Origin of the sequence: Erythrobacter sp. SDW2 (assembly GCF_021431965.1) — a bacterium.
In the GTDB taxonomy this organism is placed as follows: Bacteria; Pseudomonadota; Alphaproteobacteria; order Sphingomonadales; family Sphingomonadaceae; genus Parerythrobacter.
The window spans coordinates 527067-551815 of the sequence record NZ_CP090370.1; the positions used below are offsets into that span (position 1 = coordinate 527067).

21 protein-coding genes are annotated in these 24749 nt (G+C 64.2%); 17 read left to right on the plus strand and 4 right to left on the minus strand.

From position 1 onward, the window contains the following. Nucleotides 1–307 precede the first annotated feature (307 nt). The 5 genes from hemE to LY632_RS02620 all read left to right on the plus strand — a co-directional run bounded on the left by hemE (nucleotide 308) and on the right by LY632_RS02620 (nucleotide 4270). Complete coding sequence (hemE, locus tag LY632_RS02600) at nucleotides 308–1333, plus strand: uroporphyrinogen decarboxylase (protein WP_234092255.1); 1026 nt, start codon at nucleotides 308–310, stop codon at nucleotides 1331–1333. A gap of 23 nt (nucleotides 1334–1356) precedes the next feature. After that, a complete protein-coding gene (locus LY632_RS02605; protein ID WP_234092256.1) occupies nucleotides 1357–1800 on the plus strand; it encodes a CopD family protein in 444 nt (147 codons plus the stop codon). A 173-nt stretch (nucleotides 1801–1973) separates the two neighbouring features. Beyond that, nucleotides 1974–3239 carry a transcription termination factor Rho gene (gene rho / locus LY632_RS02610; RefSeq protein WP_234092257.1) on the plus strand — a complete coding sequence of 422 codons (1266 nt, stop codon included), beginning with the start codon at nucleotides 1974–1976 and terminating at the stop codon, nucleotides 3237–3239. Between the two features lies 1 nt (nucleotide 3240). Further along, nucleotides 3241–3780 (plus strand): AAA family ATPase, encoded by a 540-nt coding sequence (locus LY632_RS02615; protein WP_234092258.1) that lies wholly within the window; start codon nucleotides 3241–3243, stop codon nucleotides 3778–3780. Between the two features lie 82 nt (nucleotides 3781–3862). After that, entirely contained in the window at nucleotides 3863–4270 is a 408-nt protein-coding gene (locus tag LY632_RS02620; protein WP_234092259.1) for a BLUF domain-containing protein, read from the plus strand. On the opposite strand, the gene LY632_RS02625 is transcribed toward LY632_RS02620, so the two are convergent. Then, entirely contained in the window at nucleotides 4267–4671 is a 405-nt protein-coding gene (locus tag LY632_RS02625) for a nuclear transport factor 2 family protein (protein WP_234092260.1), read from the minus strand. The genes LY632_RS02620 and LY632_RS02625 overlap by 4 nt on opposite strands. Nucleotides 4672–4684: 13 nt before the next feature. Continuing rightward, nucleotides 4685–5383, minus strand: a complete 699-nt coding sequence (locus tag LY632_RS02630) for a dienelactone hydrolase family protein (RefSeq protein WP_234092261.1) — start codon at nucleotides 5381–5383, stop codon at nucleotides 4685–4687. A 122-nt stretch (nucleotides 5384–5505) separates the two neighbouring features. Between LY632_RS02630 and LY632_RS02635 the strand changes: the two genes are divergently transcribed. From LY632_RS02635 to LY632_RS02690, 12 genes are all read left to right on the plus strand, one after another. Next, the gene (locus LY632_RS02635; protein WP_234092262.1) at nucleotides 5506–5766 is read left to right on the plus strand and encodes a DUF6489 family protein; all 261 of its coding nucleotides are present in this window, start codon (nucleotides 5506–5508) and stop codon (nucleotides 5764–5766) included. A 14-nt stretch (nucleotides 5767–5780) separates the two neighbouring features. Beyond that, the gene (gene mnmE / locus LY632_RS02640; RefSeq protein WP_234092263.1) at nucleotides 5781–7067 is read left to right on the plus strand and encodes a tRNA uridine-5-carboxymethylaminomethyl(34) synthesis GTPase MnmE; all 1287 of its coding nucleotides are present in this window, start codon (nucleotides 5781–5783) and stop codon (nucleotides 7065–7067) included. A gap of 85 nt (nucleotides 7068–7152) precedes the next feature. Continuing rightward, a complete protein-coding gene (mnmG, locus tag LY632_RS02645) occupies nucleotides 7153–9006 on the plus strand; it encodes a tRNA uridine-5-carboxymethylaminomethyl(34) synthesis enzyme MnmG (protein ID WP_234092264.1) in 1854 nt (617 codons plus the stop codon). Further along, nucleotides 9003–9659 (plus strand): 16S rRNA (guanine(527)-N(7))-methyltransferase RsmG, encoded by a 657-nt coding sequence (gene rsmG / locus LY632_RS02650; RefSeq protein ID WP_234092265.1) that lies wholly within the window; start codon nucleotides 9003–9005, stop codon nucleotides 9657–9659. Before mnmG ends, rsmG begins: the two co-directional genes overlap by 4 nt. Continuing rightward, a complete protein-coding gene (locus LY632_RS02655) occupies nucleotides 9656–10432 on the plus strand; it encodes a ParA family protein (RefSeq protein ID WP_234092266.1) in 777 nt (258 codons plus the stop codon). The genes rsmG and LY632_RS02655 overlap by 4 nt, the downstream gene beginning before the upstream one ends. Then, nucleotides 10429–11406: a ParB/RepB/Spo0J family partition protein gene (locus LY632_RS02660; RefSeq protein WP_234092267.1), complete on the plus strand. Its 978-nt coding sequence runs from the start codon at nucleotides 10429–10431 to the stop codon at nucleotides 11404–11406. Before LY632_RS02655 ends, LY632_RS02660 begins: the two co-directional genes overlap by 4 nt. A 312-nt stretch (nucleotides 11407–11718) precedes the next feature. Beyond that, nucleotides 11719–14283 carry a hypothetical protein gene (locus LY632_RS02665; RefSeq protein ID WP_234092268.1) on the plus strand — a complete coding sequence of 855 codons (2565 nt, stop codon included), beginning with the start codon at nucleotides 11719–11721 and terminating at the stop codon, nucleotides 14281–14283. A gap of 2 nt (nucleotides 14284–14285) precedes the next feature. Next, complete coding sequence (locus LY632_RS02670; RefSeq protein ID WP_234092269.1) at nucleotides 14286–14678, plus strand: response regulator; 393 nt, start codon at nucleotides 14286–14288, stop codon at nucleotides 14676–14678. A 6-nt stretch (nucleotides 14679–14684) separates the two neighbouring features. Continuing rightward, nucleotides 14685–17282, plus strand: a complete 2598-nt coding sequence (locus LY632_RS02675) for a poly-gamma-glutamate biosynthesis protein PgsC/CapC (RefSeq protein ID WP_234092270.1) — start codon at nucleotides 14685–14687, stop codon at nucleotides 17280–17282. Further along, nucleotides 17279–18052, plus strand: coding sequence for a hypothetical protein (locus LY632_RS02680; protein WP_234092271.1), 774 nt, complete (start codon nucleotides 17279–17281; stop codon nucleotides 18050–18052). The genes LY632_RS02675 and LY632_RS02680 overlap by 4 nt, the downstream gene beginning before the upstream one ends. Nucleotides 18053–18084: 32 nt before the next feature. Next, the gene (locus tag LY632_RS02685; RefSeq protein ID WP_234092272.1) at nucleotides 18085–18906 is read left to right on the plus strand and encodes a hypothetical protein; all 822 of its coding nucleotides are present in this window, start codon (nucleotides 18085–18087) and stop codon (nucleotides 18904–18906) included. After that, a complete protein-coding gene (locus tag LY632_RS02690; protein ID WP_234092273.1) occupies nucleotides 18903–23045 on the plus strand; it encodes a hypothetical protein in 4143 nt (1380 codons plus the stop codon). The genes LY632_RS02685 and LY632_RS02690 overlap by 4 nt, the downstream gene beginning before the upstream one ends. Before the next feature lie 37 nt (nucleotides 23046–23082). On the opposite strand, the gene LY632_RS02695 is transcribed toward LY632_RS02690, so the two are convergent. Together LY632_RS02695 and LY632_RS02700 are read right to left on the minus strand one after the other, a co-directional pair. Continuing rightward, nucleotides 23083–24015 (minus strand): hypothetical protein, encoded by a 933-nt coding sequence (locus LY632_RS02695; protein WP_234092274.1) that lies wholly within the window; start codon nucleotides 24013–24015, stop codon nucleotides 23083–23085. A gap of 2 nt (nucleotides 24016–24017) precedes the next feature. Further along, a complete protein-coding gene (locus LY632_RS02700; protein ID WP_234093299.1) occupies nucleotides 24018–24701 on the minus strand; it encodes a response regulator in 684 nt (227 codons plus the stop codon). Nucleotides 24702–24749 lie beyond the last annotated feature (48 nt).

Here is a 24749-nt window from a genome sequence, read left to right on the forward strand (position 1 = left end):
TCCAGCTGTGGAGAAGCCCCAGCATAAACCACGGGATGGATTGGCGGACAAGCAGCGGAGAGGATTCCACCCCCGCTGTCCGCGATTCCGCCAGCCGGGATGCCGACAGGCTCAGCTGGTTTTGCGCAGGCTGGGGATAGTGGGGAGAAGTTTGCTTTGACTCACGGAATGTGCAGAGTCGCGGCGTTGTTTGGGGGTGGCACGGTCGGGAGAAATCGGGCAGGCATGGCTTATGCCCGATATCCACAGGGCCAACTGACTCCATCATCCTATTATAAATATCATTTTTGATTGGATTCTAGACCCGATGCCTGGCCTTCTTCTCGACACTTTGCGCGGCAAGCGCGGTCCGCGCACCCCGCTCTGGCTCATGCGGCAGGCAGGGCGGTACCTGCCCGAATACCGCGAGCTGCGGGCGGAGAAGGGCGGCTTCCTCGAACTGGTCTATGACAGCCCGGCGGCCTGCGAGATCACGCTCCAGCCGATCCGGCGGTTCGGATTCGACGGGGCGATCCTGTTCTCCGACATCCTGATCGTGCCGCATGCGATGGGCCAGAACCTGCAATTTCTCGTCGGGGAAGGTCCGCATCTGTCGCCGAAGCTGGAAGACAGCGAGCTGGAAGCTCTGGTGAGCGCCAAGCACCATCTCGATCCGGTCTATGAGACCGTGCGCCTGTGCCGCGCCGCGCTGGGCGATGAAACCACGCTGCTGGGCTTTGCCGGCAGCCCCTGGACGGTTGCGACCTATATGGTGGCGGGCGAGGGCAGCCGCGATCAGCAGGCCGCCCGCAGCATGGCCTATGCCGATCCGGGCAAGCTGCAGGCGATTGTCGATGCCATCGTCGACGTGACGATCGAATATCTCATCGGTCAGATCGATGCCGGGGCCGAAGGCGTACAGCTGTTCGACAGCTGGGCCGGGAGTCTGGCGCCCGACCAGTTCGAGAAATGGGTGGTTGCGCCCAACGCGAAAATCGTTGCCGCGCTCAAGGCGGCGCGGCCCGATACGCCGATCATCGGCTTTCCCAAGGGGGCAGGGGCGAAATTGCCCGCCTATGCCGCGGAAACCGGGGTCGATGCCATGGCGCTCGACGAAACGATCGATCCGGTCTGGGCCGACAGCGTGCTGCCCGAAGGGATGCCGGTGCAGGGCAATCTCGATCCCTTGCTGATCCTTGCGGGCGGGGAGCAACTGACCCGCCGGGCGCACGTCATCCTCGAGAGCCTCAAGGGCCGGCCGCATGTGTTCAATCTCGGCCACGGGATCGATCGTCACACGCCCATCGCCCATGTCGAGCAGCTGGTTGCGGCAGTCCGCAATTGGCAGGGTTAGCGCTTTCAGGCTAAGGCAGCGTCATGCAGGAATTTCTCGCGATGACCTATTACTGGCTCAAGGCCGGCCATGTGATCTTCATGATCTTCTGGATGGCGGGGCTGTTCATCCTGCCGCGGCAGATGGTCTATATGCATACCAGTGTGCCGGGTTCGGATGAAGAAGCGCTGTGGGCGGAACGGACCGGGACGCTGTCCAAGGTCATCCTCATTCCCAGCATCATCCTCGTCTGGGTGCTAGGGCTGGCACTGGCGGTCAGCATCGGGGCTTTTTCGCAAGGCTGGTTCCATGCCAAGTTGCTGCTGGTGCTGATCCTGAGCGGCTATCACGGCTGGATGAGCGCCATCGCCAAGAAAATGGCCCGCGGCGAGCGTCCACTGGCCGAGAAACAGCTGCGCCTACTCAACGAAGTGCCTGCGATCATTGCTATCGTGGTGGTCATCCTGGTGATCGTGAAGCCGTTCTAGACGGCGGGTCAACCGAACCAATCGGCGATTGACGCGCTTCGGCGGCAATCGTATCTGCAAACTCACTGGCCCGGGTATGCCACGTCCATAGTGCGTCTGCCCCGTCTCGCTTTCCCAAAGCCCGATGAGACCGGCCGGCCAATCTCTCTCATTCCCTCACGGAACAAGACACAATGCATCTCAGAGACCTCAAAGCGAAAACCCCGGCCGAGCTCGTCTCCATGGCCGAGGAACTCGGTGTCGAAGGCGCGTCGACCATGCGCCGGCAGGACCTGCTGTTCAGCATCCTGCGCGAACTCGCCGAAGACGAAGAATATGACGAGAAGATCATGGGCATCGGCACCATCGAAGTGCTGCAGGACGGCTTCGGCTTCCTGCGCAGCCCCGAGGCGAACTACCTTGCCGGGCCCGACGATATCTATGTTTCACCCAACCAGGTCCGCAAATGGGGCCTGCGCACCGGCGACACCGTCGAAGGCGAGATCCGTGCGCCCAAGGAAGGCGAACGCTATTTCGCGCTGACCAGCCTCAAGGCGGTCAATTTCGACGATCCCGATGCGGTCCGCATGCGGACCAATTTCGACAACCTCACGCCGCTCTATCCGGACGAGAAGCTGATCCTCGACACGGTCGATCCGACGGTGAAGGACAAGTCGGCCCGCGTGATCGACATCATCAGTCCGCAGGGCAAGGGCCAGCGCGCACTAATCGTCGCCCCGCCGCGGACCGGCAAGACCGTGCTGCTGCAGAACATCGCCAAGGCGATCACCGACAACCATCCGGAAGTGTTCCTGCTGGTGCTGCTGGTTGACGAGCGGCCCGAGGAAGTCACCGACATGCAGCGCAGCGTGAAGGGCGAGGTCATCTCCTCGACCTTCGACGAACCGGCCCAGCGCCACGTCCAGGTCGCCGAAATGGTGATCGAGAAGGCCAAGCGCCTGGTCGAGCACAAGCGCGACGTGGTGATCCTGCTCGATTCGATCACCCGCCTCGGCCGGGCCTACAACACCGTCGTCCCGAGCTCGGGCAAGGTCCTCACCGGCGGTGTCGACGCCAATGCCCTCCAGCGGCCCAAGCGTTTCTTCGGCGCGGCGCGCAATATCGAGGAAGGCGGCTCGCTCTCGATCATCGCCACTGCGCTGATCGATACCGGCAGCCGGATGGACGAGGTGATCTTCGAAGAGTTCAAGGGCACCGGCAACTCTGAGATCGTGCTCGACCGCAAGGTTGCCGACAAGCGCATCTTCCCCGCGCTCGACGTCGGCAAGAGCGGTACCCGCAAGGAAGAGCTGCTGGTCGAGAAGGACAAGCTTTCCAAGATGTGGGTCCTGCGCCGGATTCTCATGCAGATGGGTACCGTCGATGCGATGGAATTCCTTCTCGACAAGATGAAGGATTCGAAGACCAACGAAGACTTCTTCGACACGATGAACCAGTAGCATGGAACCGCTCGCGCCCCGCCGCATCGCCATCATGGGTGCGCCGGGGGCGGGCAAGTCCTCGCTCGTTTCAGCCCTCGCGTGCCGCGGCTGGCGCGTCGTTCCCGAAAGCGCCAGGATAATCCTGCAGCAGCCCGGCGGAATGGAGCTGCGCGCGAACGATCCGCTGGGTTTTGCCATGGCCATGCTCGCGGCCGGGCGCGACGCGTTCAATACAGTCGAGCCGGGGGAAACGGTAATCTTCGACCGCGGCCTGTGCGACATCGTGGCCTTCCTGCGCATCGGCGGCCAAGCTGTGCCCGAGAAACTGACTCTCGCCTGCCGCGAATTGCGCTTCGACGCCCCGGTGCTTCATGCGCCAGCATGGAAGGCGATCTATCGCCCCGATGCGGAGCGTATTCAGCGTTGGGACGAGGCGCTGGAGAGCGACCGGCAAAATCTTCGGGCATGGCGCGATTTTGGCTATCGCCCGATCACGCTGCCGCTGACGGATCTTGGCGGGCGGATCGACTGGTTCGAAGCGCTGTTACGCTCGGGCTGACTGAAGCCGACACAATTTGATGCCGTGCGATTCAGTATCGCTTTACTTTATGTCGGTAGGACAAAGCTTTAGGAGCAGACCGATGCAGCAATTGCTTTATAGCTCCGAAGCAAGCGAGCCTATAGCTTCGGAAGAGATTTTTCGCATTATCGCGACTTCGGCGCGCAACAACGGCGCTCGCGGGATTACCGGATTCCTTGTCCACACGCGCAACCATTTTTTGCAGTTGATCGAAGGGGAAGCAGCGGCCCTGGACGCACTGCTCGAAGATCTGGCCGACGATACGCGGCATTGCAGGCTGGAGATCCTCTCGCGAGGCGAGATAGCTGACCGAAGCTTCCCCAAATGGCGAATGGAGCGGGTTTCGCTCAGCGGCGGCGATTTAGACGCGTTCGTCGATATGCTGCGGCGCGCGAATGTGAGTCCCGAGGTTTGCAGGCAGGCGCAATCCTTTATGGCAACCGCGGGACATGCTTCCAAACCCGGCTAGTCCGGCTGCATTCGCTGCAGCATCGCCGCCATCTGCTCCCAGACTTTGTTCACGGCCTTGAGCGGCCGCACCATGACCTTGAAATCGGTGATCAAGCCGTCCTCGTCGAAGGTCAGCAGGTCGATGCCGTTGACGTGGATGCCGTCCATCTCGGCAGTGAACTCGAGCAGCACATGGGGCCCGTCGGCCATTTCGCGGACATAGTTGAAACTGCTCTGGCCCAGCGTGCCTCCGGCTGCGGTGAGATAGGCCATGACGATCGCCTTGCCGTGCTGCGGGGTATGGACGACGGGGGAGTGGAACACGCAATCGTCATGGAGGATCCTGGCCAGCGCCTCGGGCGAGCCGTGGCTGTTGGCGATGTAGTCGTGCCAGATGGCGAGACCGTCATGGCTGCTCATGGCTGTTTCTCCCTCAGGCGAGATGTTCGGCGAAGAATGCATCGGTGCGCGAATCGGCCAGTTGTGCGCCAGCCTCGTCGCGGCGGTTACCGAACTGGGTCGCGAAACCGTGGTCGAGCCCTTCGTAATCGTAGAGCGTTACCTTGGGGTGATCGTCGAGTCCCGCGTGCATCGCCTTTTGCGCCTCGGCATCGACGAAGCCGTCGGCTGTCGGGATGTGCAGCATCAGCGGATTGGCGATGGCATGCGCCTCGCGCAGCATGTCGGGCACGCCGACCGCGTAATATCCGACCGAGGCATCGGCATCGGTGCGCGCCGCTGTCATATAGGCGAGCTTGCCGCCGAGGCAGTAGCCGACCGCGCCAACCTTCTTGCCGCCGGTTTCCTGGCGCGCCCACTTGATGGTCGATTCGATGTCCCTGATCCCTTCATCGGGATTAAAACGGCCAAAGTAATCAAAGGCTTGCTGGAGTTGCGCCTCTACGTCGGGGTCGAGTTCGATATCGTCGCCCAGCATCCAGAACAGGTCCGGCGCCACTGCCAGATATCCTTGCTTTGCGAGCAGGTCGCACTTGTGGCGAATCCCGGGGTTCACGCCGAAGATTTCCTGGATCACGACAACTGCCGCCTTGGGCTCGCCGGAGGGCCGTGCCACGTAGGCCTTGAAGCTGTGCTCGCCATAATGCGAAGCGATAGTGACATAGTCGGACATGGGGGCTCTCCTGGCAATGAATCGTTGTGGCAAGGCCTATCGCTTGCACAGGCCGCTTGGCAAATCCAATTCGTGGCCCAAATAGGACAGGCGCATAATCGCGACTCGCGGGAGAAATGGCCATGAAGGTGAATATCGAGATCGACTGCACGCCCGAAGAGGCGCGGACATTCATGGGCCTGCCCGACGTCAGCAAGGCCAACAGCGTCTATGTCGACACCATGGCCAAGGCGATGAAGGGCGTGACCAACCCTGATCAACTACAGGAAATGGCCAAGGCCATGGCCCCGATGGGGCAGGTCGGGCTGAAAATGTTCCAGAACTTCGTCGAAGGCAGCATGGCCGCGAGCGCCGCGCGCAATGCCAAGAAGGACGACGACTGAGTCACCGGTTCCACGTGGAACAGTCCCCTGAGACTATTGTCGCGCTGTCGAGCGGAGCGCCCCCGGCCGCCATCGGCATCATCCGTGTGAGCGGACCACGGGCAAGTGTGGCGCTCGAAGCGCTGGGTGGAAGCCTGCCAGCACCGCGTCGCGCTGCCGTACGGATCTTGCGCAATGCCGCTGGTGCGGTGCTGGATGAGGCGCTGGCGCTTTGGTTGCCCGGTCCCAACAACGCGACAGGCGAGGATTGCGTCGAACTCCATTGTCATGGGGGCAGGGCAGTGATCGCGGCAGTGGAGAACGCCTTGCTCGCAATTCCGGGACTGCGCCGTGCCGAACCGGGCGAATTCACCCGGCGGGCTTTCGCCAACGGGCGGATGGACCTGGCTCAGGCCGAGGGACTTGCCGACCTGCTGTTCGCCGAGACCGAGCTGCAGCGGCAAGTGCTGCAAGCGGTGGCGGGCGGTACGCTCTCTGCGCAGTTCGAGGATTGGCGCTCGCGGGTGCTCGGTTTGGCCGCGCAGGTCGAGGCAGCGCTCGATTTCGATGATGAGGACGATGTCACGGGACTGGAAGGCGCTTTCTTCATCGCAGTGGAAGCTCTGAGGGATGAAATCGGCTTGTGGCTGGCGCGCCCCAAGGTCGAACGGTTGCGCGATGGGGTTCGGGTCGTGCTCGCGGGCCCGCCGAATGCCGGAAAGTCCACACTTTTCAACGTTTTGCTTCGAAGCGAGGCAGCTATTACCTCGCCGGTTGCCGGGACGACGCGTGATGTGCTCGAGCGTCCGGTCGCGTTCGCTGGGATTCCCTTCACCCTGGTCGACACGGCGGGGCTGCATGACGGCGCAGAGGATGCGATCGAGACCATCGGCATCGATCGTGCCCGCGCCGCGCTGGAGCAAGCCGATATCGTGCTCTGGCTCGGGCCGGAGGGCGAAGGCCCGGCCAAGGCTTGGGAGATCGAGGCCATGGCCGACGATCCGGCGCATGCAGCGAAGCGTGATCCATTGGCCAGGCTGTCCGCCAGGACGGGGGACGGCGTGCCAGCCCTGATCGACCGGCTGGTCAAGGCGGCGCGGAAATTGCTCCCCAAGCCCGGCGAGGCGGCAGTCAACGCCCGGCAGCACGCCCTGCTTGCAGACGCTGAAGCTGCTCTTAGCGGGATCGCTCCCACTCTCGACCTGCTTGTCCTCGCCGAACGCCTGCGCACCGCCCGCTTTGCGTTCGACCGTCTGATCGGCCGAGCCACCACCGAGGATATGCTCGACGCGTTGTTTGGGCGGTTCTGTATCGGCAAGTAGCATCGGCCAGCCTGTTCCACGTGAAACAATCATGGCCGCCGAAACAGGGTGTTTTTCGCCTGCGCTAATCTGTATGGGGCGCCGCATGCACTCGTACGACATCATCGTGGTCGGCGGCGGACATGCCGGCGTCGAGGCGGCCTGTGTCGCTGCCCGGATGGGTGTGCGCACCGCGCTGGTCAGTTTCGAGCCCGAAAAGATCGGCGCGATGAGCTGCAATCCGGCCATCGGCGGCCTGGGCAAGGGGCATCTGGTGCGCGAGGTCGATGCGTTCGACGGCGTGATAGCCCGCGCCGCCGATGCCGCCGCCATCCATTACCGCATGCTCAATCGCTCCAAGGGCAGCGCCGTGTGGGGGCCGCGGGTGCAAGCCGATCGCGCGCTATTCAAGGCGGCGGTGCAAGCGATTGTGGCGGCCGAGCCCAATCTCACAGTGGTTGCGGGGGAAGTGGCGGCGCTGCGCTTCGCGGGAGACAGAGCGGCGGGGATCGAACTGGGCGATGGCTCGGCGCTTGAGGCCCAAGCGGTGATCCTCTGCACCGGCACCTTCCTCGGCGGGCGGCTGTTCCGCGGCGAGGAGCGGCTGACCGGGGGCCGGATCGGGGAGAATGCCGCGTCGCGCCTGGCGGAGCAGATGTATGCGCTGGAACTGCCCATGGCGCGGCTCAAGACCGGCACGCCGCCGCGCCTCGACGGGCGCACCATCGACTGGGCCGCTCTGGAGGAGCAGCCTTCCGACGGCGAAGGCTGGACCATGTCGGCGCTTACGCCGCATCGCTCCAATCCCGAGGTGTTTTGCGCCATCACCCGCACCAATGCTCGGGCCCATGATATCATTCGCGCCAATCTCGACCGCTCGCCGCTGTTTTCGGGCGCGATCGGGGCGGCGGGGCCGCGCTATTGCCCTTCGATCGAAGACAAGATCCACCGCTTCGGCGACCGCGATGGGCACCAGGTCTTCCTCGAGCCCGAGGGTCTCGATACGCACCTGGTTTACCCCAACGGTATCAGCACCTCGCTGCCAACCGATGTCCAGCTCGCCATGCTGCGGGCGATGGATGGCTTGTCTCACGTGGAATTGGTCGTCCCGGGTTATGCCGTCGAGTACGACCATATCGATCCGCGTGCACTTACGAGCGGGCTTGAGCTGAAGGACGTACGCGGGCTCTATTGCGCCGGGCAGATCAACGGCACCACCGGGTATGAAGAAGCAGCGGCACAAGGGCTGGTGGCCGGCATCCACGCCGCCTGTGCGGTGCAGGGCAGGGCGGCGCCTGCGCTCGACCGTGCCAACAGCTATCTGGCCGTGATGCTCGACGACCTGACGTTGCAGGGCGTGACCGAGCCTTATCGGATGCTCACCTCGCGCGCGGAGTACCGCCTGAGACTGCGTGCGAACAACGCCTCGACGCGGCTGACCCCGCTGGCGCTTGAACTTGGTTGCGTCGGCGAGGCACGGCGGCAATGGTTCGAGGAGCGCCGGGTGCGGCGCGAAGGAATCGTAGCTGCGCTCGATACACCGGCGACAGCGAACGAAATCAACGCGCTCGGCCACAATGTGCGGGTCGATGCCGGACGCATGACGTTGCGTGAGTGGCTCCGCTTTCCGGACATCAATCTCGGCACCCTTGCGCCGCTGTTGCCACAGCAACCGCTCGACGAAGAATTGGCCAGCGAGATCGAAGAAGAAGCCGTCTACGCCCCCTATCTGGCGCGACAGGAGGCGGAACTGCGCGAACTGCGCGCCAACGAGGCGGTGATGCTTGACCCCGGGTTCCCCTTTGCCGAGGTGCCGGGGCTTTCGAATGAGATGGTAGAGCGACTTTCCAAGGCGCGGCCCGAGACACTTGCTGCCGCAGGGCGCGTACCGGGCGTGACTCCCGCGGCCCTAGCCGCAGTCTTGGTCCACGCCCGAAAGTTCGGGCAGAAGGCGGCGTGATCGCTGATGAACAGCAAGCGCGCGCCTTCGTGGCCGAACGCTGCGATGCCTCGGCAATGGAGCGGCTCGGGACGCTGGTGGACGCGCTACGCGAGGAGAACCAGCGCCAGAACCTCGTCTCGGCAGCCTCCCTTGCTCATGTCTGGCAGCGCCATATCGCCGACAGCGCGCAATTGCTCGACCATGTTCCACGTGGAACACTCGGGGGCGCGCTATGGATGGATTTGGGTGCAGGCGCAGGCTTTCCGGGGCTGGTGATCGCCGCGATGTGCCCTGAAGTGCGCGTGCTGCTGGTCGAATCGCGGAAGCGGCGCATCGAATGGCTCGATTCGATGATCGACCGGCTCCTCCTGTCCGGATGTTCGGTCGCGGGGAAGCGGCTGGAGGTGCTCGAAGGCCCGCCAGCTCGTGTCATATCGGCACGCGCCTTTGCCCCGCTCGACAAACTCCTGCGCTTGTCCGCAAGGTTTTCCACCGCCGACACTTGTTGGGTCTTGCCCAAGGGGCGGTCTGCCGCGCTAGAATTGCAGGGACTGAGCGGAAAGTGGCAGAAATTGTTCCACGTGGAACAATCGGTCACCGATCCCGAGGCGGCCATCCTGGTCGGACGCGGCACCGTTAAAGGCCAAGGGAAGGGAAGCAGCGCAAAATGATCACCATCGCGATCGCCAACCAGAAGGGCGGGGTCGGCAAGACCACCACTGCCATCAACATCGCCACCGCAATGGCGGCGACCGGATGGAAGACGTTGTTGATCGATCTCGACCCGCAGGGCAATGCTTCGACCGGCATGGGCGTCCGCGCCGAAGAGCGTACCACCTCGAGCTATGACCTGCTCGTCGATGGTCTGCCGGTAGGGGAGTGCACCGTGGCGAGCAGCATCCCGGGGCTTGACATCATTCCTGCCACCCAGGACCTCAGCGGGGCGGAAGTCGAACTGGTGTCGATCGAAGACCGTACCGACCGGCTGCGGCAGGCGTTGGATGGCTACAAGGATCATGACGTCTGCTTTATCGATTGCCCGCCTTCGCTTGGCCTGCTCACGCTCAACGCGCTGAGCGCTGCCGATACCTTGCTGGTTCCGTTGCAGTGCGAGTTCTTTGCGCTCGAAGGTCTCAGCCAGCTGCTCCAGACGGTCGAACGGGTGCAGCAGCGTTTCAACCCGGATCTCGGCATCATCGGGGTGGCGCTAACCATGTTCGATCGCCGCAACCGCCTGACCGACCAGGTCGCTGACGATGTCCGCGATTGCCTGGGAGAGCTGGTTTTTCAATCGGTTATCCCGCGCAACGTGCGCCTCTCGGAGGCTCCGAGCCACGGTCTCCCGGCACTGGTCTATGACCATTCCTGCGCCGGCAGCCGAGCCTACATGGCGCTGGCGCGCGAGCTGATTGGCCGCCTGCCCGAACAGAGGAAAGCCGCATGAGCGACCAGCGCCCGACCGATCCGATCCGCATCACCGCGCCGCGCCCGGCCGATGCCAAGAAGCGCCTCGGCAGGGGTCTCGGCGCGCTGATGGGCGAGATGCGCCGCGAGGAGCCCCTTGTGACACCGTCCGCATCTGCCGCAACCGGCGATGCGCCTGCCACTGCCGCGCCGGCAGACGGGCTCGCTACCATCCCGGTCTCGAAGATCTCGCCGCTGCCGGGCCAGCCACGTACGCACTTCGACGAAGAGGCTCTGGCCGAACTCGCGGCCTCGATCGAAGCGCGCGGGGTGATCCAGCCCATCATCGTCCGGCCAAAGGGTGAGGGCACCTACCAGCTTGTCGCCGGCGAGCGCCGCTGGCGTGCGGCGCAGAAGGCGCGGCTGCACCAGATGCCCGCCATCATCCGCGAGCTGGATGAGCACGAAGTGATGGCCCTGGCGCTGATCGAGAACATCCAGCGCGAGGACCTCAACCCGATCGAGGAGGCGCGGGCCTACCACCGTCTGTCCGAGGACGAGGGGATGAGCCAGGCCGAGATCGCCAAGCTGGTCGACAAGTCGCGCAGCCATGTGGCGAACCTGCAGCGACTGCTCGTTTTGCCGGAGGATGTGATCCGGCTGGTCGAGCAGGGAGCGCTCTCGATGGGCCATGCCCGGGCGTTGATCGGCTATGACGAAGCCGGCGCGCTTGCCCGCGAAGCGGTCGCGCAGAAGCTGTCGGTGCGCGAGGTCGAGAAGCGGGTACGCAAAGGTTCGGCGCCTGCCAAACCGGGCACCACCGTGCGTAGCTCGCGCGACCCGATGAAGGATGCCGACATCGCGGCGGTACAGGGTCATCTCGAGGAATTCCTTGGCCTCCCGGTCAAGATCAAGGCCGATGCCGATCCGCGGTCCGGCGCCGTTACCATCCGTTATCGAACGCTGGATCAGCTCGATTTGATCTGTCAGCGACTGACCGGCGGCGATATTTGATTTTAAATCATAGCTTTAATAGAAAAAAGCGGTGGTCGGGTGCCCATTGCCCATAGCCCGTCGGAATGCCTCGCTCCTAACTCCAAATTAACCACGGCGGCCTAGGCATTTCCCCTGAGTAGAGGCCTGATCCACCCAACTGGTCAGGCCATGGACAGCTGGGGTTCGGACAATGGGTTATCGACATGACAGGGCGGCATCGCCTCTCTGTGACTGTTGCCGAGCCAGCCGGCCAAAGTCGCGCAGCGCAACTTCCCGCATGATTGACTGCGAGGCCTTCGTTTGAATCCTGCGAAACTCCCTGTTCGACCCATGCGGTCGCTGCGCCGCCTCGCGCGTCTGCTCGCCCGCGAGGGTGTCGGGAGTTGGGTGTCAGTCGCCCTGGTGGTCCTGGTACTCGGCTTGCTTCACCAGTTCGGTACATTTCGCATTGTTGATGGCCAGCTGTTCGATCTGGCGACAACCCAGGCATCGGGCACCGCACCGAGTGTGGTCATTGTCGAGCGCGATCGCCAATTCGAGCGACTTGGCCGGCACGGAGTCACGAAGCTGGAAAACGAACTGGCCAAGCTCGAGGTCGAGCGGATCGGTTACCTAGGTCTACGCCAAAGTGTCTCCGCGCCTGCACTCGCTGGTCGGATCGTTGTCGGCATGGGGCCCGAAGCCGTCCCGGCAAGCGAGACCTGGCAAATCCCGATGGTTTCCCAGCGGCCCGGCCAAACCGCCGCAGCACGGATCATGATGCCAGCGGAATATGGCATCTATCGCCGTCAGGTAATGGCCATTCCCGGGAAGGGCGGCGCGCTCGCATCGTTCGAAGCTGCCGTGGCGGGTGCGGGGCCGAGGGTCGGCGACATCTTCTACATTCCCATGCCGGCACGCCAAAGCCTCCCGGTGATCACCGCCAGCCAGGTTATCGAGCAACAGTTCGCGCCGGGAGCGCTTGCCAGGACGGTGGTCATCGTCGCGGGGCAAGAAGCCTTGCAGGGAACGCTGACGACCCCGATCTCGCCAGATGCGCGCAGGACCAGCGAAGCCCAGTTTCGGGGATTCGCGATCCAGGCGCTGCGCAATGGCACTGCCGTTCGTCTCGCCCAGTCATGGCAGGCATGGCTCATCCTCGCAGCCTTGGGGGCGATCATGGGAATCGCCTATCATCGGAGCGACCCCAAACGACTGGCGCTGGCGTTCCCGCTTGCTGTCTCGATCCTCACGCTCGTGCTGGGATGGACGGCGCTGACGTTCGCCATGCGTTTGCTGCCGCTGAGTGCCATGTTCCTGCTGCCCTGGGTCGTCACCTTCCTGCGGATCCTCGGACGCGAACAGGCCCAGGACCGACGCCTCGAGATTACCGCAGCCCGCGCAGTGCAGCACGCCTTCGGGCGCTCGATGCTGCGTGAAGGCGCCCGACTGCCCGAATTCCTCGCCAACGCAGCGCGTCTAGCGGCAGTCGAGCACAGCCTGGTCATCGAACGCAAGGGCGAGAGGGCAATCGCCTATCTCCATCCCCTCAATGCCGACCCCGGCGACATCACTCTGCCGCCCAAGGAACTGGCGCAACTTCTCGATCGCCTGCGCGAACGGCATGCCACGGTCGACGCCAATCACGTCGTCGCAGGGTGGACAGGGCAGGTCCGCCTGACCTGGCTCGGAGGGACGGGACGAGACCTCTACTGGCTCTACACCTTCCCGCGCACGGGCGATCGGCGCAAGTCGGCGATGCTGGTGCGTGCCATCACCGCCTCGTTCCGCGAGTTGTTCAGCTGGCGGGCCAATCTCAACGCGCGGCAAGATCTCGACCATCGCTTGACGCCCATCGACGACAAAGTCGCGAGCGCGATCTCGCTGGTGTCGAATTCGTCCGAACAGATCAGCCATGGTTTCGACACCATCGGGACAGCGGTGATGATCTTCCACATGGTCGGCTCACCGATCCATGCCAACGCCCCGATGCGCGATATCTACCGCCAGGCCGGACTGACCGTCACCGACGCCTCGTTGACTGATGCGCTGCTTCGTTTGACCGAAATCGACCTGCCGCGGATCGACGCGATGCTGCAGGACCTGCTGATTCACGGCGGCGAAATGCGCGTGCCCATGCGCCAACTCGGGCCCGAAGAGCGCATTTTCCGCATTGCTGCGCCAAAACGCATTGCCCGTGCGCGGGAGCGCGTCATTGTGCTCGAAGCGATCGATGTCTCCGAACTCCATCGCGCGGCGGACCTGCGACAGGCGGTGGCGCTGTTCATGGACCTGCAGCTGCGCAACGATTTCGAGGCGATCATGCTGGGCGCCGACCTTGCCGCCGATCCGCGGATCACACCCGACAAGGTACGCCCGATCGTATCACGCATCGCCGATACCACCCGCCGGGCCATCGGACGGCTCGACCAAGTGGCCGACCTGGTCCGGCGCGACATCTCGAACCTCGAACATGCCTGCTATCCCGTCGATGCCGCGGCCATCGTTTCCGAGGCAGTCGAACGCACCGCTGAATTCGCGACAGAGCTTTCCGTCGAAGTTGAGACTGAGCTGCCCGGCGCATCGGGCTTTACGGTGGCCGAGCCGGTTGCCCTGGGGGCTATGTTGCGGGCCATGCTTCGCGTGCTGATCGCCGACACGCCGCAGGGTGACATGGTCAAACTGAAGCTCGAGGAACTCGAAGGGCGCACGTATATCCGGATATCCGGCGGCTTCGGCATCGCCTTGGAGCGATTGTTGCAGCTATTGTCGAACCACGAGAGCGAAGCAGCCGGTGACTATCGCACGATTGCCGAGGGCATGGCCCTGGCGATGCAGTGGGATGCCAGCGTCTCCTATTGGGGGCGCGAGGCCGACGGCTTCGGTTTCAACGTGAACCTCAAGCGGATTGGCTAGTCATGCCCGACCTCCTGCCGAAGATACTCGTCGTCGACGATGACACCATCCTCAGCGGATTGTTGCAGCTGACGCTGGAGCTCGAAGGCTACGACGTCGAGACGGCAGTCGACGGAGCCGAGGCGCTGGCGGCGCTGCAGAACAACAGCTTCGATCTCATCATCCTCGATATCGTCATGCCGAAGATGGACGGGATCAGGTTCCTGCGGGTGTTCCATGACCGCTCGATTGCTGAAGGAAAGGCACAACCGCCGATCCTGGTTATCTCGTCCGCCGTTGATGGCACCTTGACCGAACAGCATCGCGCTTTGGGCGTGGTCGGCATTGCCCGCAAGCCGATCGAACCGGCAGCGCTGGTCAATCGCGTAGGCGAGGCGCTCGCCGCCGGGATATAGCGGCGGATGGATATCTTCCCGCTGGCGATATTCCCTGATGGCGGCCTTGCCAGCTCGGTCATAACGACCGTGTGGGTAGGCGTTTTCGTCCTGTGCTTCTTCAACCTGCGTTTCGGGTGGGTGCTGTCGGGACTGGTCGTTCCAGGCTACCTTGTTCCGCTGCTGATCGTTAAGCCGATCGCGGCGGCAGTGATCGTCGTCGAAGCGATCCTCACTTATGCGATTGTCTGGATCTTCTCCGAGAAGATCAGTCGCGGCCGCTTCCCGGCGTTGTTCGGGCGCGACCGCTTCATGGGGCTGGTGCTGGCCAGCATCGCCGTTCGGCTATCGTTCGATGGCTACCTGTTGCCGCTGCTGGCGGACTGGCTGCTGGAGAATTTCGACCGCCGGTTCGACTGGAACGACAATCTCCAGAGCTTCGGTCTCGTCATCATCTCGCTGCTTGCCAACCAGTTCTGGAAGCCGGGGCTGGGGCGGGGACTGGCAGCCGCCGTGGTGACCATCGGGCTGACCTACCTGATCGTGCGCTACGGCCTGATGGAGCTGACCAATTTCCGCATGAGCGGGGTGAGCTATCTGTACGAAGGCCTGGCCAGCTCGATCCTCGCCAGCCCCAAGGCCTATATCATCCTGGTCATTACCGCGATGCTCGCGAGCCAGGTCAATGTTCGATACGGCTGGGACTTCTCGGGCATCCTCATCCCCGCGCTGATCGCGCTGCAATGGTACCAGCCGACCAAGGTGCTGACCTCATTCCTCGAGGCCATCGTCATCTATTTCATCGCCCGGCTGATCCTCAAGCTGCCGGTCATGGCCAATGCCACGATCGAGGGCGGGCGCAAGCTGCTGCTGTTCTTCAACATCAGCTTCGCATGGAAGATGGTGGTCGGCTGGGTGATCGTGTGGTGGGGGTTCGACGTCAAGACAACCGACCTCTACGGCTTCGGCTACCTTCTCTCGACGCTGATTGCGATCAAGGCGCACGACAAGAACATCTTCCCGCGCCTCGCCCGCTCGACCCTCCAGGTCAGCCTGGCCGGGGCGGTGCTGGGGAACCTCATCGGCTTTGGCCTGTCCGCCGTGGTCTCGCGGGCCCAGTCCACGGCAAGTGCCGAGGCGCTCGACGGGGCGGGCGCAGAGCTCACGCCGCGTCTCAACGCGCTTGTCGTCAGGTCGGTGGGCGATGCGTGGGTGCGAAAAGTCCGCGCCGACGCCCAACCCCTCAGCGCGCCTGCCACAGAAACGCTGCACGACCTGATCGAGCTGTTCGAGGCCAGCATCCCTGCCAGCAGTCCGTCATTCGACCTGACTGCGAGCGACTGGCGCGTGCAACGAGTGGAGGGCGGGCGCTTCGCCATCATTCGGGCCGACGAGGCAGGCGAAGAACTGCTGGTCTATGATCCGAAAGCCCGGCGGGAACTCGCGGTGATAGTCCCCGATCCCACCGAGGCACCCGGACTTGCCGCAGCCGCGCTGCAGCTCCAGCGCAGCCAGGATGCCCGCTGGCTGATCCTTGCCGCCCCGACCGGTGCTGCGGAAATCGCCGGCAATCCGGTGATCGAAACTTTCCGGGCGACATCGACCATGGCCCGCCTCACGGTTGTCGCCGGTCCAGCCAGCGAAGGCGCGCGTGCGGTGTTTGCCAACCGGGCCGCAGGGACCGTCGATCTCGCCGCATTGCGCACTGCGGTTCGGGGCCTCTCGGTCTCGCTTCGCCCCCTGCCGGGTGAGGTTGTCGGCGACGAGGGCGAGATCGCGCTGGACAACGCGGCGCTGGCGGCGCTTTCGCGCCTTGCCAGCGCCCCCGACGTGGCTGGCACTGCCATTCCGCCGTGCAGCACGCCGTCTGCCGGGAATCTCTCCAAGGGATGGGACGAACTCGGCCAGCTTGCGTTCTTGCGTTACGAGGTGGCCGCCCCGCTGCTGCAGGGTGTCGATGGCGGCATGTCTGCCGATGTGGCACGGGCCTCGGCCGGGCTGGGCGGCTTTACCCTCGACCAGTGCCGCCTGGGGACGCGCGTGCAATGGCGCCTGTTCGCGCCTTTCCGGGACGAGGGGTATCTGTTCCTCGCGCGGGGGCAGGCGCCGGCGAAGGTAGTGCTCACCTATCGCGACCCGCTCACGCCCTTTGCTGCCCGTGCCGGGGCGGCGGTGGCTCGCGAATGGGGGGCGGACGCGCTCCTGATCGGTCCTGAAACCGATTCGCTGTTCCGGCCCGCGCTCTCGTCGTTCGATGTGCTTTGGCAAGAGGTGGCAAGGCACCAGCGGCCGGTCGATGGTGTATCGGTGTTCCAGCTCCGGCTCGCGCCACATTCGGCCCAGCGATTGCGTGGCAGCTCGGACGTGGTGGTGGCGCGCGATATTGTCGCCACACCCGATACCGAATTCCTGCCTATTGTATCGGCCTTGCGCATGGCAGGGCTGCGCGCGATTCTCGCCGGCACCGATGACGCTTCCGCCGGGTTCGAAAAGCGTCCAGGCACCGCTTTGCGTTATCTCGATCAGGTGAGCGGACGCCGCTACGCCATCGGCTGGGTCATGGTCGAACCGCCTCCGCCAGTGCCTGTTGTCCCGCCTCCGGCACCCGAGGAGTTGCGCCGATGAGCCTCAGCACCCTGTCTCGCGCTGCGCTCGTGTGCCTGCTGCTGGTCATCTCTGCGCTGGTCGGGCTGATCTACGGCCCTGCGATCGCCCGCTATGTGGCTGATGCCCAGAACTCGACTACGGTCGATGCCGAAATCGATAGCCGTGCCATCGTGTACCGGCTGGAGCAGGACAAGCCGGTAACCTTCGTCTTTTCGCAGCCGGTGGATCAGGTCCGCCTGCTGGCGCAGACGGCAGTCGGCCGGCAATCCCGCGCCGATCCGGCGGGATTTGTCTATACGCTCGAAGTGCGACTCTTCTCCGGCACCGGCGAAGAGGTCCTGCGCCAGCAGTTCAGCCTTCATTCCGATGCGCCCGATACGGTCTATGCCACGGGCGAAAACTGGCGGTTCTTCCGCAACCGGCCGGAAATGGTTGCCGGGATGGACGATGTGGTGGTGGCCGCGCCTTCCCCGGCGGTCCGGGCCGAATGGCGGCTGGTCGATGCCGATCCCAAGATCCTGGCTGTCGATATCCGGGTCTATGAACGCCAGCCACTGCTCGCATCCAATGCGATCACCTCGTTCCACCGGCGCAGCGCCGAAGAGCAGGCCAAGCTGGCCGAGGCAAACGCCTTTCCCCCGGACATGCTGACGGGTGAAGAGATCGCCAACATCACCGCGAACATGTGGCGGCCGCTCGGCCCGATCGGGATAGCCGGGCGCGACTACCGGCCAATGGTGCTCTACGAGGGAACCCGGCGGCCCCGAAGGGGTGAGGACGGAGGGTGAAGCGCGGCCATGTCTTTGCAGGAGTCCTTGCCTTGGCGCTGAGCGCAGGCCTTGCCGCGCTGCTGTTCCCGTCGCTGCGCGAAGCGGTTGGCATAGCAACGCCGGATCGTGCGGCCATGTCGGCCAGCAAGCGCCTGTTCGACGCAGCGCTGGCCGGTGAAGCCAGCTCCGGTTTCCAAGGTACGGGCCTGCGCGCCCGCACTCCTCCGGAAGGCTGGGAGGGAGTGGTCTATTCCGAGCCCGAGGGACAATGCCGGGGCCGCGGAATCTATCTCGTGCGCAGCGGGAGTGTGCAGCCCCTGGCTATCACCGCGCCGCATCGCGGGGCGGATCGCAACACAGGTACGCTTGCGGCACAGCTGTTCCTCGAATCCGCTGCGGTAGCGGCAGCGTGGAACTCTGCGCCGCGTAGCCCGACCGCTACATGCCCACACGCAATCGACCTCGCCAAGGCCCCCGAGCACCCGTTCACCGCCTTCGCGCTGTCCTTTGCCCGCCGGCATCCGAAAGGGCGGATCGTCCAGCTCCATGGCTTCGATCGTGCGAAGCGTGCGACGGCAGCCACCAGCGAAGCGGCGATGATCATCTCCAATGGCACCATGACGCCCGATCCCGCCTTACTCGACCTCGCCGATTGCCTCAGCGTGGTGCTCGATCCCGCACCGGTGCTGGTGTTTCCTTATGAAGCGAAGGAGCTGGGCGCGCTGAAGAACGCCCAGGGCCAGGCACTGCGGGCAGCGGGCTTCGCGGGCTTCGTCCACCTGGAGATGGCCGGCGACCTGCGACAGCGGCTGGTCGATGACCCAGCCCTCCGTGAACGGTTCTCAAGCTGTCTGCAGGGCATTCCGGGATGACCGAGGCTTTGACCCTCGACCTGGCCGAGCGGCTCGAGCGGGGTTTCGCGCCCAAGCTCGCCCCGGTCTATGCCGATTTGCGCGACGAGGTTCTCGCCTATGCAGAAGACCGCGCCGAGCCTTCGCCTGCCCGGCGCCACGCCGAAGTGCTGGCGCATTTCTGCGAGCGGCAGATCGAAGCCATCGCCAGCCTGGCCAAAGCGGAGGCGGCGTTCCAGGCCCGTATCGTCAATGCGCTCGACGAGGCCGAGCAGCGCGCAGCCGTGCTGGCCTTTGCCGAGCAGATCGGCGCAGACTCCAAACAGTTGCGCAAGGACGCCAAGGCCTTCGATGCATTCTTCGATGCCGATGCGGTGCTCGAACGTTTTGGCAAGCGCGGGGGGGAGCGCGAACGTGCGCTTGCCTATGGGCTCGACCGCCTTGGCGTCGCCATGGGCGATGCGATGCGCGAAGATCCGGGCATCGGTTCCAGCGCCTTCTATGCCGAGGTCTTCCTGCCGCTGATGGCGAGGATGCGCGGCTGGCCGGGCGATCCCCGGGTCAGGCTCGGCGCGCATCGCTGCGTCAGGCTGCTGGCCGAGGGGTTGGCTCAGGAGCCGGAGGAACCGTGGTTCGACCAATTGCTCAGCGCCACCCGCCGTGTCTGTCTTGATGAAAGCGAGGACGTGTGGACCCAGTGCGAGGCCATCGATGCGCTGCTCGAGCTTTCGCCCGAGTCGCTCCCCTCGGTGATTGACCGGCGGCTGACGGCAGAACTCGAGTCGCGCAGCGACGGTCAGCGCGACAAGGCACTGTTCGTCCAACGCCACCTGGTGCGGCTGGTTTGTCGCAACTTCCACCGTTCGCCGCGCTTTGCCCGCTATCTCCCGGTGCTCTCCAACAGTCGCGAAGGGGCGGTACGGCAGGTTTTCGCCGAGGGCCTGCACCTGCTGCCGGCAGAACAGGCGAAGGGCTTGCTCACGCGTCTGAGGGTGGATCGCGACCGCCAAGTGCGTGCCGCGATCTTCGCCAGTCCGGGGCCGATCCTGGGGCTGGTCGGCCCGGAAGGCTACCTCCCCCATATCTGCCGCATCCTGACTCACGAGAATGACGAGTTCGTGCTACGGATTGCGTTGGATGCCGCCGGTGCGACCATGGCATGGCTGCGCGAACAGAGGCACGCCGGGCTGGAGAAGGCTTCCGCGACGCTGGGCGATGCGCTCGACCAGCTGCAACACCGGACCCAATCGACCAAAGTGCTGCGCTGGCTCGATGAAGCCCGCGAACGCATCTGGCTTTTCTCCTCGGTTGCGGCGCTGGAGGTCGCGGAACACCTCCACTCGATCATCGACGGCCAGCGCGAAGGCACGGTCCGCAAAGCCCGCGCGCTGCGACCCTACCTCGAGGAAGACCGCGAACTGGTCGGCCGGGTGATGGCGATAATTGCGCAGCGCGACTTTGGTCTTTCGCTCGAACCCGGCCGCTTCCCCGGCTTGCAGCGCGGCGAATTCTTCAAGCGGCGGCTGTGGCGCATTCTGTTCGAAGGCGGGAACAGCGCGACCGACAAGCGCCAGGCCTTCCGCCATGCGATAGGCCGCCATTACTACGGCACGATGTGGGCACCGAGCGCGCGCATGTCCGAACTCGCCCCGACAAAGGTACCGGGCGAGCCACTGTTCGAAAGCAGCGAGGGGGGCTGGCGCAACTACCTGCCGTTGCTCGACCAGGCGCTGGCTGTGCTCGACCGAGGCGGATCGGCGGAGATCTTCACCAGCGCCGGGATTACCACCGTCACGGCCCCTTCGGGCGTAATCCGCCGCGCCAAAGGCTTCTGGCGCATCTCGCGCGACTTCCCGCGCCTGGCGGCGTTGCGAAATCGCGAACCCGAGGCCTACCTCGCCGAATTGCGCAAGCTGGGCCTGGAAATCGAGTTCCGGGCCTACTCTCTTGGCGTCAAGGAGGCCAACCCGCGGATCGTCAAGCTGTTCAGCGCCGGCGGAATTCTCGCCGCGCTGCCGCTGTTCTGGGACCGGGCGCTGGCCTATTTCTCCACCGTCTATGAAAACAACCTGATCGAGCTGGCGATCTTCCTTGCGCTCGCCTGTCTGTGGTTCTTCGGGCGGCACATGGCGCTGGGCTGGCATGCCCGGCGCTTGCGCAGCCGCCTGCCGCTCTCGCTCGGCGGGTGGGGTACACGCGGCAAGTCCGGGACCGAGCGGCTCAAGGCCGGGCTGATCAACGCGCTCGGCCCGTCGATCGTTTCCAAGACCACCGGTTGCGAGGCGATGTTCCTGCTCGGCACGCCCTTCGGCGAGCTGACCGAGATGTTCCTGTTCCGCCCCTATGACAAGGCAACGATCTGGGAGCAGTACCAGCTGCTGCGCACGTCGGACGGGCTCAAGACCCGCGTGTTCCTGTGGGAATGCATGGGCCTTAACCCGTCCTATGTGAAAGTGCTGCAGCAGGACTGGATGCGTGACGATATCGGCACCATCACCAATACCTATCCCGACCACGAGGATGTGCAGGGCCCGGCCGGGCGCAACATCCCCGAGGTCATGTGCGAGTTCATCCCGCATGATTCCTTCCTGCTCACGACCGAGGAGGAAATGTACCCGATCCTGACCGAAGGGGCCGCCAAGGCCGGTACGCGGATCCAGCCGGTGACGTGGAAGGAGGCGGGGCTGATCCACCAGACCCTGCTCGATCGCTTCCCCTACGAGGAGCACCCCTACAATATTGCGCTGGTCACCGCGATGGGGGCGGAGCTGGGGCTGGAGGCAGATTTCTGCATCAAGGAAATGTCGGACCGGGTGGTGGCCGACCTTGGCGTGCTCAAGACCTATCCGCGCTCGCACATCAACGGACGCACTCTCGAGTTCGTCATGGGCATGTCGGCCAACGAACGTTTCGGGGCGATGGGCAACTGGACCCGGATGGGCTTCATCGACCACGATCTGGGCCGCGATCCCGAGATCTTCGTCTCGACCATCGTCAACAACCGCGCTGACCGCGTACCGCGCAGCCGCGTCTTTGCGCGTATGCTGGTGTTCGATGTCGCGGCCGACAAGCATGTGCTGATCGGCTCCAATATCGAGGGCCTGCTGGGCTTCATCGACGAGGAGTGGGAAGCCTACTCGAGCCAGCTCACGCTGGAGGACAAGGAAATGGACCCCTCGGCCAAGCTGGTCCAGCTGGCCAAGCATCAGCGGATCGCAGTGTCTCAGGAGGAGCTCGACGGGCGCCTTGCGGCGATGGTCAATGGGGTTACGAAAGGTGTTGCTATTGCGCCTGTGCTGGAAGCCGCGCGGGCAGGGGGACTGGCGGCGAAGCTTCAGCAGCTCGATGTCCCGCAGGCAGAGGCAATTGCCACCTTCTACGCCGCGCAGGCCGAGTTTCACGCCGAATATGCCAGGCTGGCCGAAGATGTCCGGGCCGGCCGCGGCAATGATGCGGCGGTGCGGGGACTTTTGGGCAAGGCGTTCAAGGCCAAGCTGGTGCCGGTGTTCGACTATTACATTAAGGGCGAGATGATCGTCCGGCTGGTCGCCGACCAGACCCCGCCGGGCCTCGTCAACCGCATCATGGGGATGCAGAATATCAAGGGCACCGGGCTCGACTGGGTTTATCGCTGGCAGGCGTGGGAAGTGGCATGGAGGGCCTGCGAGCAACTGCGCGACGACGATCCGGGCACGGTCGAGAAGGGCTATCGCTTCCTCGCTTCGTTCCAGGAATTCGGCGCGCTGAGCGACCGCGCGGTGCGCGAAGCGATTGCGGCTCTGCGCGAGCGGCTCGACAGTGTCCCGGCTATCTCTGCTCCCCAGCTCGATGCGCTCGAAGCGCGCGTGGACGATCAATTGCGCCAGTACGAAGGTCAGGATGCCGTCGCCAGCGCTGAGGAGCCCAAGGAGACCGGGTGGCTTGCAGCGCAAATGGGCAAGTTGCTCGATTTCACCGAAGCCTTTGCCGATGCCGGTGACGCGGTGCGGCGGCGCAAGGCGGCCGAGCGCATCTACGTTGCGCTCATAGCCGAGCAGATTTCCAGCCAGCGGGCGGCAGCCGAGCTCAAGAAGCTCACTTCAAGGCAAAAGGGCGGCTGGCTGGCCAAGGATCTGAAAGAATGGCCGCAGAAGTTGTCTGCAAAGTTGCGCGGAGGATGACTGTTTCACCCGCACAGGTCGCGCGGCGCAACTTTTCCTAGAAGCGGAAGCCCGCTGTTACTCCGACCCGGAAGGCGTCGTGGTCGTATCGGACATCGTTGGAGGTGCGGAGGCGATACTGCGCATTGGCCTCGGCGTAGAAGCCGCGCGTGTCGCTACCATAGCTGAGCTCGAGCGCCGGGCCGACATAGCTGTCCTGGCGCAATTCGCCTTGCGGGTCACCCCGGGCGATCCGCGCGTCATAGGACCAGCTACGGTACTCGACCGATGGTTTCAGACGCAGTCGTTTGGCTATCGGATGGCTGTACTCCACCTTCGCGGTGGTGCGATCATATGCGCGGGCAGGCGAGGTGTCGCTGTCGATTTCCTCGTAGGCGAGGTCGAAGCGCAACCAATGGTACGAACCGAAGCGACGGTTGTACTGGCCGGCAAAGCGCCATCCCTTGCCCTTGGGCTTGTCGCTGAGATCGTATTCGCGCCAGCGGTAGTCGGCAAAGGCCCGCAGGCGATCATTGCCGTGTTCCCATTGCAGCCGCACGCCGACACTGGTCTGGTCTGCGCGTGTGGATTCGAGCAGCGCGATGTTCTCGATCCGGCGGAACCGCAGCCGAATCTCGAACGCTTCGGACAACTCCTGTCTGAGCTCGATGGCCCCGCCATAGCTGGTGCGGTCCTGGTGGATGGGATCGGAATAGTCGTAATATCCACCTTCGACCTCGACGCGGGCACCGGTGGTCTTGCCAAGGTCGAAGTCCAGCCCGGCTTCGGCGCGAAACGCGACCCCCGAGCTGTCGAAGCCCTCGCCCTGGTCGACCGCAAGATCCGATTCGACGAGCCGGAACTCGATCTGCCCGGTGGGATCGACCTTGATGCCGCCTTCTTCTTTCGCGGACGCCGGCGCGCATGCCGCCATGACGGCGGTACCCAGCACAAGCTGCACGCAGCGCGCGATGAAGCGAGGCCAGCGCATGGTCAGACTTGCTGTCCCAGAATAATGGCGGCCTGCTTTATCACCGTGCGCGGATCGTCTCCGTCGAACCAGGCGGCCATCAGCTCGATCTCGAAGCCACGCGCTGCCTCGCCTAGCGCCGGTTCGCCGAACGAGCCTGCGGTTCCTGCCAACTGGTGCAGTATCCGGCGAAGTTCGTGCAAATGATTCTCTGAAAGGTCCGGCTTGGCCAGCGCTTCCTCCAGCGCCGTGATGGTCGACTGCTTGCGTTGGCGGAATTGTTCGGTCAGCGCGTCGTAGGCGGCGGCGCGCAGTTTCTGGGCCCGGCCCTCGGTGCCATGCCCCCAGGCATGGAGCGTCGCACGCAGGTCGGCCAAGGCGACCGGTTTCTCGAGGAATGCCTGCATTCCCGCCTTGCGGTAGCTGCGCACCTCTTCGAGGTCGGCAGCTGCAGTGATGGCGATAATCGGCAGTTCGTCGGCATCGATTCCCTCGCGCCGCAATCGGCGGGCGGTTTCGATCCCGTCGAGGATCGGCATCATGATATCCACCAGCAGCAGCGAGTAGGGCTCTCCCTCTTCGTTTGCCGCCTTGATCATCTCGATTGCTTCCAGCCCGTTCGGGGCGACGTCCATGGAAATCCGCAGACGCTCCGCCATGACCTGCATCATGTCGGCGCTGATTGCAGTGTCCTCCGCCAAGAGCACGCGCAAGGGCGCAGCGCCTGCAAAACTGCCCGCAACGGGCGCTTTGCC

Bases quoted from the DNA above. Each gene is read 5' to 3' on its own strand.
- LY632_RS02690 (WP_234092273.1), top strand. From the start codon at position 18,903: ATGACCGAGGCTTTGACCCTCGACCTGGCCGAGCGGCTCGAGCGGGGT.
- mnmG (WP_234092264.1), top strand. From the start codon at position 7,153: ATGCACTCGTACGACATCATCGTGGTCGGCGGCGGACATGCCGGCGTC.
- LY632_RS02695 (WP_234092274.1), bottom strand. From the start codon at position 24,015: ATGCGCTGGCCTCGCTTCATCGCGCGCTGCGTGCAGCTTGTGCTGGGT.
- LY632_RS02655 (WP_234092266.1), top strand. From the start codon at position 9,656: ATGATCACCATCGCGATCGCCAACCAGAAGGGCGGGGTCGGCAAGACC.
- LY632_RS02665 (WP_234092268.1), top strand. From the start codon at position 11,719: ATGCGGTCGCTGCGCCGCCTCGCGCGTCTGCTCGCCCGCGAGGGTGTC.
- LY632_RS02670 (WP_234092269.1), top strand. From the start codon at position 14,286: ATGCCCGACCTCCTGCCGAAGATACTCGTCGTCGACGATGACACCATC.
- LY632_RS02660 (WP_234092267.1), top strand. From the start codon at position 10,429: ATGAGCGACCAGCGCCCGACCGATCCGATCCGCATCACCGCGCCGCGC.
- LY632_RS02680 (WP_234092271.1), top strand. From the start codon at position 17,279: ATGAGCCTCAGCACCCTGTCTCGCGCTGCGCTCGTGTGCCTGCTGCTG.
- rho (WP_234092257.1), top strand. From the start codon at position 1,974: ATGCATCTCAGAGACCTCAAAGCGAAAACCCCGGCCGAGCTCGTCTCC.
- LY632_RS02675 (WP_234092270.1), top strand. From the start codon at position 14,685: ATGGATATCTTCCCGCTGGCGATATTCCCTGATGGCGGCCTTGCCAGC.
- LY632_RS02625 (WP_234092260.1), bottom strand. From the start codon at position 4,671: ATGAGCAGCCATGACGGTCTCGCCATCTGGCACGACTACATCGCCAAC.
- LY632_RS02605 (WP_234092256.1), top strand. From the start codon at position 1,357: ATGCAGGAATTTCTCGCGATGACCTATTACTGGCTCAAGGCCGGCCAT.
- LY632_RS02620 (WP_234092259.1), top strand. From the start codon at position 3,863: ATGCAGCAATTGCTTTATAGCTCCGAAGCAAGCGAGCCTATAGCTTCG.
- LY632_RS02635 (WP_234092262.1), top strand. From the start codon at position 5,506: ATGAAGGTGAATATCGAGATCGACTGCACGCCCGAAGAGGCGCGGACA.
- LY632_RS02630 (WP_234092261.1), bottom strand. From the start codon at position 5,383: ATGTCCGACTATGTCACTATCGCTTCGCATTATGGCGAGCACAGCTTC.
- hemE (WP_234092255.1), top strand. From the start codon at position 308: ATGCCTGGCCTTCTTCTCGACACTTTGCGCGGCAAGCGCGGTCCGCGC.
- LY632_RS02615 (WP_234092258.1), top strand. From the start codon at position 3,241: ATGGAACCGCTCGCGCCCCGCCGCATCGCCATCATGGGTGCGCCGGGG.